Below are 12,598 nucleotides of genomic sequence, written 5' to 3' on the forward strand. Positions count from 1 at the left end.
TCGCCACCAATACCAATAGCAGTAGTGATACCTAAACCGGCTTTAACAACCTGGTCAACCGCCTCGTAAGTAAGCGTACCCGATTTTGAAACCACACCAACATTACCTTTTTTGAAGATAAAGCCCGGCATAATGCCAATTTTGCTTTCGTCTGCAGTGATAATACCCGGGCAGTTAGGGCCAATAAGGCGGCTATCTTTATCGGTTAAATATTCTTTTACCTGTATCATATCCTTTGTAGGGATACCTTCGGTAATACATACAATAACTTTAATACCAGCTTCGGCAGCTTCCATAATAGCATCAGCACCAAAAGCAGGGGGTACAAAAATAATAGATACATCGGCACCTGTTTTGTCAACCGCGTCTTTAACGGTATTAAAAACCGGCCTGTCTAAATGGCTTTGGCCACCTTTACCCGGTGTAACACCACCAACAAGTTGGGTACCGTACGCAATCATTTGCTCTGCATGATAAGTACCTTCTTTACCAGTGAAACCCTGTACTATAACTTTAGAATTTTTATTTACGAGAACGCTCATCGGCTTTTTAGTTTTTGTATGGCAAAGCTAAAAAAAAAATCGCCCCCTAACTGCTTAATGGGTTAATTTTTCAAAAATTACATTTTATGGATGATATGATTTGTTTAACCACAGAGTGCACTGAGGTTTTCACAGAGGGGGCACAGAGGATTATTACCACAAAGAGCACGAAGGCCTGTCAACTGTTTATTCAAAAAACTTTGTGTTCTCTGTGTTTTTCCCTCTGTGCCTCTCTGTGGTTAAACAACTATTAACCATTGTTAAAATGTGTTAAACGATAATGATCATCACATCACAGTTCCTATCTTTATATAACCTATGAAATACCTGTTACTGATACTATTAACGCTGTTATGCATTGATGCAAGCGCACAACTTGTTACCGGTATTGTTATTGATAAAAATACCCGCAAGCCTGTTGAATATATTCTTGTATCGGCATCAACCACCAACACCATGACCAGCGAGCTTGGCAGCTTTACACTTAAAATAACCAGGGTTACCGATACCCTCCGCATAAAAACCCTGGGTTATAAACCCTATACCCGATTGATAAGCCCGTGGAGTGGTCGTTTAAAAATGATAGAACTTGAACCGCAATCTATCAAGCTTAACGAGGTAGCCATTGTAGCCAAAAGAAACTACCTGCGCGATTCTGTAAACAACCGTAAACAGTTTGCCAAAGAGTTTGCTTTTAAAGGTCCGAAGCTTACCGATATCATGCGCCCTACGGCCACCAATGTACCTTTTGCATGGGTTTCTGTTGACGTGTTGTCGCTATTCAGGCTTATCGGCAAAAAGAAAAGCCCGCAATACCGGTTACAGCAAAACATGCTGCGTTACGAGCGCGAAGACCATACCAACCAACGCTTTACACGCAAGCTGGTAGCGGGAGTTACCGGCCTGCAGGGGGATACCCTAAACGACTTTATGAACGAATACCGGCCTACCCCGGCCCAGGTTGACGTTATGACCGATTACAACCTGGTATTTTATATTAAGGACAGTTTTAGAAAATTTAAGGCAAATCCCGCCAGGGCAAAGGCAACCAAGCCCGATTTTAAAGTGGATACCGTGAAAGTTGATTAGTTATTTATTTATGAATAATCATAAATTCGATAGCAGTTATGAAACCTATAAAAAGGAACGTAGCCAAAAGCAAATAACACCCTTTTTTGATTTTCTTTCGATCACCGTTTTTTATCCCTGCAATTAGTGTTATGACTATGTACGGCATAGCTATTATTATACCAAGCGCTTTTAATAATGTTAATACAACGTACATCTTTTAACCTTTTAACTCCGGGCTTACAAACTCCTTCTCGCTTTTCGCCACAACAATAGTAGCCACGCCATTACCAATCACATTTGTGATAGCGCGCGCTTCGCTCATAAACCTGTCTACCCCAAGCAAAATGGCCACGCCTTCTACCGGGATAACCTTAATAGCCGCCAGGGTTGATGTAAGCACTATAAAGCCGCTTCCCGTTACCCCTGCCGCTCCTTTCGAGGTGATCATGAGGATGCCGATAATAGTAAGTTGCTGCTCGATGGAAAGATCGATATGAAACACCTGCGCCAAAAAGATGGTTGACATGGATAGGTAAATGGTGGTACCATCCAGGTTAAAGGAGTACCCCGCCGGGATAACCAACCCCACTACCGATTTTGAGCAGCCGAATTTCTCCAGTTTCTCCATCATCCCCGGCAGGGCCGATTCTGACGAAGACGTCCCCAGTACGATCAATATCTCTTCCTTTATATGTTTAAGATACTGCCATAGGCTAAATTTAAACACGTAACAAATAATGTTAAGTACCACAAAAACAAACAGGAACATGGTGAGGTAAACCGAGCCCATCAGCAAGGCGAGCGGTTTCAATGTCGCCAGTCCGTAGGTACTGATGGTATAGGCCATCCCGCCGAAAGCGCCTATCGGGGCTACTTTCATCACAATCTTCATGATGTTGAAAAACACTTTAGAGAGCTTATCGAACAAACTAATAACCGATTGCCCTGCCTCTCCCATCCGGCTTAAGCCGAAACCAAACAATATGGCAAAGAATAAAATTTGAAGGATATCGCCCTCTGTAAAAGCTTTAAACACATTCCCCGGAATGATGTGTGTGATAAAATCACCCCATTTCATCTCTGCTGCCGCTTTTTCGTAACCGGCCAGTTTAGCGGCATCAACCTTAACGTGGTTATTAATAAAGTTGGCACCGGGTTTTATAATGTTAGCTACAGCTACTCCAATGATAAGCGCCAGGGTAGTAACCAGCTCAAAATACAAAAGGGCTTTACCACCAACACGGCCAACCTTTTTCATGTCGCTCATGTTTGCAATACCCAGCACTATGGTAAAAAAGATGATAAAAGGTATGAGTAATGTTATCAGTTTGATAAATATCTGGCTGATCAATTGCGCGGTTGGCGCAAATCCCTTAAAATATAGCCCGACCACCACGCCTAATATAATGGCGACGATGACCTGGAAGGTTAGGTTACTGATTAGGCGTTTCATTAATTTGCTACGCTTTTATCAGAGTTGTATTTATCAATGGCCTTGTAGTAGTCTTTCTTTTTAAAGGCTTTTAAAGCTTTTGGGCTTTTGGCGATGATAGGCGCTAGCGATGCTGAATCGAGCTTTTGCACAGGGCCGTTACCAAGCTGATATGCCCGCAGGTAAAAGCTATCTATATCCTCAGTTTCAGATAAAGGAGAAAAGGCATTTATCTTGCCCTCCAATACTTTAAAAAACCAGCAGCTATCGTTAGCCATACCCGTAATATTGTTATTATAATCCGTTCTGCTGATGCTAATAGTTTGGTTACTATAGATCCGCTGTTCGCGCAGCTTTTTATCTTTTATCGTTTTGTCATCGTAAGTGAGGTAGCTTTTATGTAAAGCGGTATCCATATTAATTTTTGATTTAACCATTTTCACCGTACTATCCTTCATTACAACTTTGAACTTATACTTCTGATTGACCATGTATCCATATCCCTTATAAAGGTTCATGTTCATCATTCTTTGCATGTTCATATTTGCAAAGTTTTGCGACATCATCCTGTTGTAGTCGCCTACGTAAGCTGCCGGCACCCCTCTTTGGGCAAAAGTTTTATGGGCGTATAAAAAGGTTAGCAGGCAAATAACAAATGCGTAAAATCTCTTCATTCTTTTAGATATGGTTTATCAGGTGTTCACCTAAACAATTATACAATAATTTACCTTATACCGAAAGTACCATTTAACTTAAAGCGTACCTTGCTTGTATCAATTATATCTTACCTATGGATACATCGTCAAATAATATGCAAAACAGCAAAGCCGAAACTTTTAAAGCCCTGCATGAGCGTACAGGCCTTTTTGTGATACCCAACCCATGGGACGCGGGCTCTGCCAAAATGCTGGCAGGTTTAGGTTTTGAAGCTTTGGCTACTACCAGCGCAGGGCTGGCATTTGCCCTGGGCAGGCCCGATGGCGATGGCAGCGTTAGTCGCGATGAAGCTTTGGAAAACGCCCGCGCAATTGTTGAAGCCACCAGCTTACCCGTTGCCGCCGATCTGGAAAATGGCTATGGAGATTCTCCGGAGGCCTGTGCCGAAACCTTACTGCTTGCCGCTAAGGTGGGGTTACCGGGCTGCTCTATTGAAGATGCTACAGGTAATGAACAGCATCCAATTTATGAATTTGAACACGCGGTAGAGCGGATTAAAGCCGCAGTAAAGGCCGCGCGTAGTTTAACTGATCCGTTTATGCTTACCGCAAGGGCGGAGAATTTATTGCATGGTCGTATAGACCTTAAAGACACCATCCGCAGATTAGAAGCCTACGCAGATGCCGGAGCCGATGTACTATATGCACCCGGCTTAAGCACCCTGGCCGATGTTGATGCCGTGGTTAAAGCCGTTTCACCAAAACCGGTAAACGTTTTATTAAGTGTAAACAAACCCGACTTTACATTGGATGCACTTGCTAAATTGGGCGTTAAAAGGGTAAGTGTTGGTTCTTTACTGGCGCGGGTAGCGTACGGCGCGTTTTATACAGCCGCACAGGAATTACAGCAAAAAGGTACATTCAACTTTGCTGACGATGCCATTGGGTATGATAAGCTAAATAAGATGTTTAAGTAAGACGTAAAATGCTTTCTTGATTCTTGACGCTAATATCTAGATTCTATATCTTCCCGTTCAATCCGTTATAGATCATCTGGCTGGCCAAAAAGGTAACCACTATGGCAAAAACCCAGCGCAACCAGCGCGACGATTTGGTATGAACCAAAATTTTAGATCCTGTCATCGCTCCAAAAAGCACCCCTATCACTACCGGCATAGCAATACCGGGGTCAATGTAACCACGTTGTAGGTAAACAACGGCACTTGCCGCAGCGGTAACCCCTATCATAAAGTTACTGGTAGTGGTAGATACCTTGAAGGGGATTTTCATGATGGTATCCATCGCGATAACCTTCAGTGCGCCCGAGCCTATGCCCAGCAAGCCTGATATTACACCCGCAAAAAGCATCATAAAAAAGCCACCGCCTACGTGTGTAACACCGTATTCTATTTGTTCGCCATTACCGTTGGGGTAGCTGCCGTATAGCTTTAATTTGGCTGCCAGGTATGTTGGTTTTGAGATAATGCTTTCCGCCTTTTTACGCAACGACATGATTGCCGAAAAGATCAATATCACCCCAAATAAAACAGCGATATATTGTACAGGGATATAAACAGCTATTAGTGCGCCTACCAAAGCGCCCATGGTTGTGGCTATTTCCAGGAACATGCCCAGCCGTATATTGGTAATACCCTCTTTTACATATGCCGCCGCCGAACCGGATGATGTAGCAATAACCGACACTAACGATGCGCCAATAGCGTAATGAATATCAACACCCAATAAAAGCGTAAGCAAGGGTATGATGACCACCCCGCCGCCAAGTCCTGTTAACGAACCCAGCAACCCCGCGAAATAAGCACCAATAAGTATAATTACTGTAAATACAATTACCGACATAAAGGCAATAAATGGTTTGAGCCGGTAAAAATAAGATAAGTTTTTTAGATTGATTTGAAAGAAGTAATTCTATAGGATAAGTTATTTTATCCCGTTTACCTGCTTTATTGCTTTTAGCTGCGCATCCAAAACCACCTCATTAAAACCATGGGCGGCTTTAGGCACCAATATAAATTGTTTTGCAGGTGCTTTAATTTTAGCGAAGTATGGTTTGGTTATCTCTGCCGGGGTTAAAATATCCTCTTCGCCCTGTACCAGGTAAACCGGGATCTTAAACTGCCAATGATCTTTAGCAAAGTTGATGGTCGCCATCATGGGTTTAACCCCCAGCTTACTATCACCTACATAGTTTACAAATGAATAATCGTCACCATCCTCGCGGTTTTGGTTATCTTTTGCGTTATCATACTCAGGGGCCAATTTCCACCATGCATCCGGTGAAGGCGTTGACGCCATACGCTCATATTTCTTGATGATCTTAAACAGCTTGCCGGCATCTCTGGCCGAAGCATAAGGTGGTTTTTCAATAGCATTTAATACATCCGCCGACTGCTGATCGTTAGCTTTTTTTACCAATGCTGATATTTTAGTATAATCAGCTATAAGGTTGGCTAATGGCTCTACCACCTGCGAGTGCCCAACATAGCCGTTAAAAAGGTCGGGGCGCTTTACAGCCATCTCAACCGCCGGTATCGAACCCCACGATGTGCCGAAAAGCGTTAGTTTTTGCTTGCCTAAATACTTAACCATGTATTCGGCTACTTTGATGCCGTCGTCAACTATCTGGTCAACCGTAAGCGGGTTGGCTTTTAAATAGGCGGGGCTTAATTCATCCGGTGCGGTGAGGCCGTAGGTTTTACCTGCACCGCGCTGGTCCCAGTGGATCAGTACAAAATCTTTCTCCCATTCCTTGTAAACATTATCAGCATAGGGCGACATGGTGCTGCCCGGCCCGCCATGCATAAACAGGATGGCAGGTTTTGTTTTATCGCCCGTGATAGTGATCCATTGTTCAATGCCGTTTATGGTAATAAAGCGCCTTTCGCGCAACTGGTTCCCCTGCGCCAAAGTAAAAAGCGGCAGTATCAATAATAAAAATAATGTATGCCCTTTACGAGCGATAAGGTTTTTCATAAGGATGAGAGGTTAATGCGTATAACAATTGGAGCGTTAAGCGTGCCAATTGTTACGATAGAAATCAATAGGGCTCTTTAATGCATCACCCCAAAGAAATACACCCAGGCAATAAAAAAGATCTGTAAGGGAATCCTGAACCAAAGGTAGTTTACCCCTGCGCCGCAAATATCAGGTTTCTCCAGGTTAACCTTATTTTGGGCGGCGTGGATGTTTGCAGGCAGCAGCAACACTAAAAAGAATATCACAAACCAGGCAACCGGTTCACGTACGGTTTTGACTAATAAGCCTATGGCTGCCAGCATTTCAATATACCCTGTAATGTATACCACAGCCCTTTTATAGGGGATATAGTTTGGCACCATCAGCACCATCCCGTTTGTAAATTTAAAATGAGCGGTAGCCGCAAAGATGAGCATCACCCCCATGGCAAGCCTTCCGCAGAAGTAATAATCTGCCGGGTGGCCGGCAATAAAACTTGCCAGGCAGCTTACCCCAAACACAGCCAGTAAAACTATAAGCGGTTTCATAGGCTAAATATCGTTAAAAACATTAAAATGTATAATATCTTTGGGCCTAAATGGGATATAATAGTTTACAGGCCTGCATAACCGATCTTGAAAAGAACGGCCACCTGATCCGTATTAAGGAAGAAGTTGACCCTTACCTGCAAATGGCAGCTATACACCTGCGTGTTTTTGAACACAACGGGCCTGCCATTTTATTTGAAAACGTAAAGGGCAGCAAGTTCCCTGCGGTATCAAATTTATTTGGTACGCTGGATAGGTCTCGCTTTATTTTCAGGGATACGCTGGATAAGATCAAGACTTTAGTCGATATAAAAAACGACCCGATAAAGGCCATCAAACACCCATTTAAGTATGCCAACACAGCCTTAACTGCACTATCGGCCCTGCCCATGAAGGTGCGTAAGGATGCACCTATCAGCTTCGGCAAAACATTGATAAGCGAACTGCCCCAGATAGTGAACTGGCCAAAAGATGGCGGCTCTTTTGTAACCATGCCACAGGTTTATACGGAAGATGCCGATATGCCCGGCATTATGAATGCCAACCTGGGTATGTACCGTATCCAACTGGGAGGGAATGATTACATACAGGATAAAGAAATTGGCCTGCACTACCAACTACACCGTGGGATAGGTGTACACCAAACCAAAGCCAATGCAAAAGGGCAGCCTTTAAAAGTAAGCATATTTGTAGGCGGCCCGCCCGCGCACCCTGTGGCTGCCGTGATGCCTTTACCCGAAGGCCTTTCTGAAATGACCTTTGGCGGTGCTTTAGGCAACCGCAGGTTTAGATATTTTTATGATGATGAAGGGTTCTGCATTTCTGCAGATGCCGATTTTGTGATAACCGGCACCGTTATGCCGATGGAGAATAAACCCGAAGGGCCGTTTGGCGATCATTTGGGTTATTACAGCTTAGCGCACCCCTTCCCGCTGATGAAAGTACATAACGTGTATCATAAAAAGGATGCGATCTGGTCGTTCACCGTAGTTGGCCGGCCGCCGCAAGAGGATACCAGCTTTGGCGCGCTCATCCATGAGATAACCGGCAACGCTATCCCAAAAGAAATACCAGGCCTGCATGCCGTTAACGCGGTTGATGCTGCGGGTGTACACCCGCTTTTGTTTGCTATTGGTAGCGAGCGCTACACGCCGTATGTTAAAGAGCGTTACCCGCAGGAGATCATTACCATTGCCAACCATATTTTGGGCAAGGGCCAACTGAGCCTGGCCAAGTACCTTTTCATTGCCGCTAAAGAAGATAACCCCAATTTGGATGTAAACGATATTGGAAGTTTCCTGAAACACATCCTGCAACGCATCGACCTTACCCGCGACCTGCATTTTCATACCCGTACCACCATTGATACGCTTGATTACAGCGGCGACGGCCTGAACAGTGGCAGCAAGGTGGCTATTACCGTAGCCGGCGATATTAAGCGTGAACTTTGGAACGAATTACCATCATCATTCGCGCTGCCGCAGCCTGTTAACCATTACAAAATGGTTATGCCGGGTGTGCTTGCGGTTGAAGTACCCAAAAACATCCGCGCCAGCGATATGGACCTGGTACTGGAAATACTACAGGAAACTTTAGGCGAAGCCGATACAAGCGGCCTGCCCCTGATTGTGCTTTGTGATGATGCTGCCTTTACCGCGCAAAACCTGAACAACTTTGTATGGGTAACCTTTACCCGCAGCAACCCGAGCCATGATATTTACGGCATCAATAGCTTTACCGAGCATAAACACTGGGGCTGCAACGGCCCGCTGATCATAGACGCCCGCATAAAACCACACCACGCGCCCGTATTAGAACGCGACCCGGCAGTTGAGAAACTGGTGGATAAAATGGGTGAAAAAGGTGGTGCATTATATGGGGTGATATAGCAAGGTCGCAAGGACGAGAACCTGCGTTATGCGTTAGATTTTGCCACGGTAAGTACGTCCTGAAACGCTCTAAAACGACTTAAAACGTCTTAAAACGACCTTAAAATCCTAAAGTGTTCACGTTCACTGCCGTGAACGCATGTGAATGGCCGTATCTATCTTATAACCAGGAATTTAGTGTTTTACACATTTTAAAAATATCACATCTATTTGATAATAAGCAACTTAACCACAGCTGCTCCGAGATACGCTGCGCTAATCCCGGGATGCGCATGTTGCAAGCTTTCTGCTTGCGTCAGCTGAAAGCTGACCTAATGCACAACACGAGCTGAAAGCTCGCGCCAGCGTTTGCGTAAAAATCTAATCACTAAACTCCAACCTCTAATCTCTAATTACTATCTTAGCAGCCTTATAATATATTTCACGCACATGAACAAATTTCACGGAACAGGAGTTGCGATGGTCACTCCTTTTCAGGCAGACGGACAGGTAGACTATGATGCTTTACAAAAGCTGATAGATCACCTGATTGATGGCGGGGTAGAATACCTGGTATCACTTGGTACAACCGGCGAAAGCGCCACATTAAGTAAGGAAGAGAAGAAGCAGGTCTTCGCCTTTACTGCCAAGGCCGTGAATAAGCGTGTGTTATTAGTTGCCGGTATTGCGGGAAACAACACCCTGGAAACTGCTGCGGAAATGAAAACATTTGACACTACGGGTTACGATGCTATACTATCGGCAAGCCCGCATTATAATAAACCAACACAGGAGGGTATTTATCAGCATTATAAGGTATTAGCCGAAGCTGCGACGCTTCCTATTATATTATACAACGTGCCAAGCCGCACCGGCAGCAGTGTTAGCGCCGAAACTACCGTAAGGCTGGCTACTGATTTTAAGAACATCATCGGTATAAAAGAGGCTTCGGGTAATTTTGAGCTGCTTAATCAACTGCTGCGCGATAAACCGGAGGATTTCCTGGTGATATCGGGCGATGACCCTATCAGCTTGCAAATGATAGCCATGGGTGGTGTAGGCGTAATATCTGTAGTAGGCAATGCTTTGCCGAGGCAGTTTTCTGACATGATCAGGAAATGCCTTAAAGGGGATTTTAAAGGCGCACAGCCAGCGCATTACAGTATGATAGAATTTACCCGCCTTATGTTTGCCGAAGGCAGCCCCGCCGGTGTAAAAGCCGCTTTAAAGCAACTGGGCGTTTGCGGCGACACCGTACGTTTACCATTGGTAAATGTAAGTGCCGATACTGTGGAGAAGATAAAGAATCAAATAGGGTTGATAGGGTAAAATCAAACAAGTTTGTCATGGTGAGCCTGTCGAACCATTTGCGGACTATTCCCTGCGCACATCCTTCGACAAGCTCAGGATGACCCAACTTTAAATAAAAAATCCGGATAGCCTTAGCTACCCGGATTTTTTATTTAAAGTAAAATAACCTTTCGACTATTTAATTACGCTTTGTTTTTCGACTCCTGAACTTCAAGACGGATTGACTGCGCTAAGTTTTTTAGGTCTTGCATACCTTTACGAACACGGGTACCAGCCGCGCTGTTACCTTTATTATAAAATTTGTCGGCATCAGCTTCAAGTGATGCAACCAGCTCTTTTACTTCAGTGAATTTTTTCATTGTGAATGCTCCTTTAATTTTTGAGGTTTATTGTTTTAATTAAAGCTAATCTAAAGTGTTTTTTTTTAATAAAAAACTTTTAGAACATAAAAATAGTGCCTTTAAATGGGTTTTTTTCCACATTTTACACCAATAAGGGTTTAAAACCATGTTACTTTTTTATCCTTTAAAGCACTTACAAAGCATCACAGTATTGTAATTTTTATCAATTTACTGCATAAGGGACAATATTTTTATTTTTCGTTTAAACAATTGCCACAATTGTTATTAAAAGCGTATTAATCAGCCCTTTCCTTAAAAATTAAAAAAGCCCTGCAGATATTCTGCAGGGCTTTAATATTATTAGCAAGTTAGGCTGATGTTAAGCTATAGCCATTTTGTTCACTTTGTACTGGCCATCATTAAGCCGGGCAGAAACCGCACTAAATGCATCCAGCGTGTGCTGTACATCATCAAGTGTGTGCAAAGCGGTTGGGATAAGGCGCAGCATAATCAATCCTTTAGGGATTACCGGATACACGACAATAGAGCAGAAGATGCCGTATTTCTCCCGCAGTTCCATAGTAAGGCTTGTAGCCTCGGTAAGGTCCCCTTTTAAAAACACCGGGGTAACCATGGTGTTGGTAACGCCAATATCAAACCCCTGTTCAACCAGGCCATTCTGCAGGGCACGGGCAATAACCCAAAGATTCTCGCGCAATTGCGGGTTTGTTTTTAGCAGCTCAAATCGTTTCTTCAACCCAATTACCATAGGCATAGGCAATGCTTTGGCAAATGTTTGCGAGCGCATATTATAACGCAGATAATTGATAATCTCGGTATCGGCAGCAATAAACGCCCCTATACCCGCCATTGATTTAGCAAAGGTGCCGAAATAAAGGTCAACGCCATCCACACAGTCCTGCGCCTCGTGCGTACCCGATCCTTTTAGCCCCATTGTACCAAAGCCATGCGCATCATCAACCAGCAGGCGGAATGTATATTTATCTTTCAGTTCTATAATTTCTTTTAGTTTGCCCTGCGCGCCCGACATACCAAAAACACCCTCGGTTATAACCAGTATGCCGCCACCTGTTTGCTCAACCATGCGCTGGGCACGTTCCAGTTGTTTTTCAAAGCTTTCTATATCGTTATGCTTATATACAAAACGTTTGCCCATATGCAGGCGTACGCCATCAACAATGCAAGCGTGCGATTCGGCATCGTAAATAATTACGTCGTTTCGGTCAACCAACGCATCAATGATAGATACCATGCCCTGGTAGCCGTAATTGAGCAGGAAAGCGGCCTCTTTGCCCACAAATACGGCAAGGTTGTTTTCCAGCTCCTCGTGCTGTTTGGTATTGCCCGACATCATCCTGGCACCCATTGGGTAGGCCATGCCATAATCGGCGGCGGCTTGCGCATCGGCCTCGCGTACTTCGGGGTGATTGGCTAGGCCAAGGTAATTATTAAGGCTCCAAACCAAATGGCTTTTACCTTTAAAAATCATGTGCGGGTGTATCTCGCCTTCCAGGTGCGGAAAGGAGAAATAGCCGTGCGACCACTTTTGGTGCTGCCCGATAGGGCCGCCCATATTTTTGTTTATCTTATCAAACAGATCCAAAATGTATATTCTTAGTATAAATGTTATGCAAATATAGCTCTTAGCAAAAGTGCGAACCTAAACTTTATCAATTATGATATAGCTATAACAAAAAAGCCCCTGCATTGTTGCGAGGGGCTTCGTATTTGGGTTCAGATCAATTAGTCAACATTGTCGTGTAGAAAAGAATTGTTGTTCCTGATCTCTGTTTTGCCTTCGCTATCTGGCAGTAAAGAGAATCGTGATACCT

The 12,598-nt window shown here is 44.0% G+C and carries 12 protein-coding genes; 4 read left to right on the forward strand and 8 right to left on the reverse strand.

Annotation, left to right across the window (positions count from 1 at the left end):
* A partial coding sequence (locus WC615_RS19365; RefSeq protein WP_372979716.1) for a CoA-binding protein occupies positions 1-542 on the reverse strand: 542 nt, incomplete at its 3' end.
* 318 nt (positions 543-860) lie between these two features.
* Between WC615_RS19365 and WC615_RS19370 the strand changes: the two genes are divergently transcribed.
* Complete coding sequence (locus WC615_RS19370) at positions 861-1,631, forward strand: carboxypeptidase-like regulatory domain-containing protein (protein WP_372979717.1); 771 nt, start codon at positions 861-863, stop codon at positions 1,629-1,631.
* Positions 1,632-1,830: 199 nt separating this feature from the next.
* Here the strand turns inward: WC615_RS19370 and dctA are convergent, their stop codons facing one another.
* Together dctA and WC615_RS19380 are read right to left on the reverse strand one after the other, a co-directional pair.
* Positions 1,831-3,066 (reverse strand): C4-dicarboxylate transporter DctA, encoded by a 1,236-nt coding sequence (gene dctA / locus WC615_RS19375; RefSeq protein ID WP_372979718.1) that lies wholly within the window; start codon positions 3,064-3,066, stop codon positions 1,831-1,833.
* Positions 3,066-3,719: a hypothetical protein gene (locus tag WC615_RS19380; RefSeq protein ID WP_372979719.1), complete on the reverse strand. Its 654-nt coding sequence runs from the start codon at positions 3,717-3,719 to the stop codon at positions 3,066-3,068. The genes dctA and WC615_RS19380 overlap by 1 nt, the downstream gene beginning before the upstream one ends.
* Positions 3,720-3,835: 116 nt before the next feature.
* On the opposite strand from WC615_RS19380, the gene WC615_RS19385 reads away from it, so the two are divergent.
* A complete protein-coding gene (locus WC615_RS19385; protein WP_372979720.1) occupies positions 3,836-4,678 on the forward strand; it encodes an oxaloacetate decarboxylase in 843 nt (280 codons plus the stop codon).
* Positions 4,679-4,721: 43 nt separating this feature from the next.
* Here WC615_RS19385 and WC615_RS19390 read toward each other — a convergent pair whose 3' ends face one another.
* The 3 genes from WC615_RS19390 to WC615_RS19400 all read right to left on the reverse strand — a co-directional run bounded on the left by WC615_RS19390 (position 4,722) and on the right by WC615_RS19400 (position 7,225).
* On the reverse strand, positions 4,722-5,561 hold the full coding sequence (locus WC615_RS19390; protein WP_372979721.1) for a sulfite exporter TauE/SafE family protein: 840 nt from the start codon (positions 5,559-5,561) through the stop codon (positions 4,722-4,724).
* Between the two features lie 81 nt (positions 5,562-5,642).
* Entirely contained in the window at positions 5,643-6,695 is a 1,053-nt protein-coding gene (locus WC615_RS19395) for an alpha/beta fold hydrolase (RefSeq protein ID WP_372979722.1), read from the reverse strand.
* A gap of 77 nt (positions 6,696-6,772) precedes the next feature.
* The gene (locus tag WC615_RS19400) at positions 6,773-7,225 is read right to left on the reverse strand and encodes a hypothetical protein (RefSeq protein ID WP_372979723.1); all 453 of its coding nucleotides are present in this window, start codon (positions 7,223-7,225) and stop codon (positions 6,773-6,775) included.
* 50 nt (positions 7,226-7,275) lie between these two features.
* On the opposite strand from WC615_RS19400, the gene WC615_RS19405 reads away from it, so the two are divergent.
* Positions 7,276-9,114: a UbiD family decarboxylase gene (locus WC615_RS19405; RefSeq protein WP_372979724.1), complete on the forward strand. Its 1,839-nt coding sequence runs from the start codon at positions 7,276-7,278 to the stop codon at positions 9,112-9,114.
* Between the two features lie 429 nt (positions 9,115-9,543).
* Complete coding sequence (dapA, locus tag WC615_RS19410) at positions 9,544-10,422, forward strand: 4-hydroxy-tetrahydrodipicolinate synthase (protein WP_372979725.1); 879 nt, start codon at positions 9,544-9,546, stop codon at positions 10,420-10,422.
* A 164-nt stretch (positions 10,423-10,586) separates the two neighbouring features.
* Here the strand turns inward: dapA and WC615_RS19415 are convergent, their stop codons facing one another.
* Both WC615_RS19415 and WC615_RS19420 read right to left on the reverse strand, forming a co-directional pair.
* Positions 10,587-10,763 carry a histone H1 gene (locus tag WC615_RS19415; protein WP_256541026.1) on the reverse strand — a complete coding sequence of 59 codons (177 nt, stop codon included), beginning with the start codon at positions 10,761-10,763 and terminating at the stop codon, positions 10,587-10,589.
* 361 nt (positions 10,764-11,124) lie between these two features.
* Positions 11,125-12,369 carry an aminotransferase class I/II-fold pyridoxal phosphate-dependent enzyme gene (locus tag WC615_RS19420; protein ID WP_372979726.1) on the reverse strand — a complete coding sequence of 415 codons (1,245 nt, stop codon included), beginning with the start codon at positions 12,367-12,369 and terminating at the stop codon, positions 11,125-11,127.
* Between the last annotated feature and the right edge of the window lie 229 nt (positions 12,370-12,598).

Source organism: Mucilaginibacter sp., assembly GCF_041663085.1.
Taxonomy (GTDB): domain Bacteria; phylum Bacteroidota; class Bacteroidia; order Sphingobacteriales; family Sphingobacteriaceae; genus Mucilaginibacter.

What these genes read in the sequence shown, in the direction of transcription:
- WC615_RS19370 (WP_372979717.1), top strand. Translation starts at nt 861, where the DNA reads ATGAAATACCTGTTACTGATACTATTAACGCTGTTATGCATTGATGCA.
- dctA (WP_372979718.1), bottom strand. Translation starts at nt 3,066, where the DNA reads ATGAAACGCCTAATCAGTAACCTAACCTTCCAGGTCATCGTCGCCATT.
- WC615_RS19380 (WP_372979719.1), bottom strand. Translation starts at nt 3,719, where the DNA reads ATGAAGAGATTTTACGCATTTGTTATTTGCCTGCTAACCTTTTTATAC.
- WC615_RS19385 (WP_372979720.1), top strand. Translation starts at nt 3,836, where the DNA reads ATGGATACATCGTCAAATAATATGCAAAACAGCAAAGCCGAAACTTTT.
- WC615_RS19390 (WP_372979721.1), bottom strand. Translation starts at nt 5,561, where the DNA reads ATGTCGGTAATTGTATTTACAGTAATTATACTTATTGGTGCTTATTTC.
- WC615_RS19395 (WP_372979722.1), bottom strand. Translation starts at nt 6,695, where the DNA reads ATGAAAAACCTTATCGCTCGTAAAGGGCATACATTATTTTTATTATTG.
- WC615_RS19400 (WP_372979723.1), bottom strand. Translation starts at nt 7,225, where the DNA reads ATGAAACCGCTTATAGTTTTACTGGCTGTGTTTGGGGTAAGCTGCCTG.
- WC615_RS19405 (WP_372979724.1), top strand. Translation starts at nt 7,276, where the DNA reads ATGGGATATAATAGTTTACAGGCCTGCATAACCGATCTTGAAAAGAAC.
- dapA (WP_372979725.1), top strand. Translation starts at nt 9,544, where the DNA reads ATGAACAAATTTCACGGAACAGGAGTTGCGATGGTCACTCCTTTTCAG.
- WC615_RS19415 (WP_256541026.1), bottom strand. Translation starts at nt 10,763, where the DNA reads ATGAAAAAATTCACTGAAGTAAAAGAGCTGGTTGCATCACTTGAAGCT.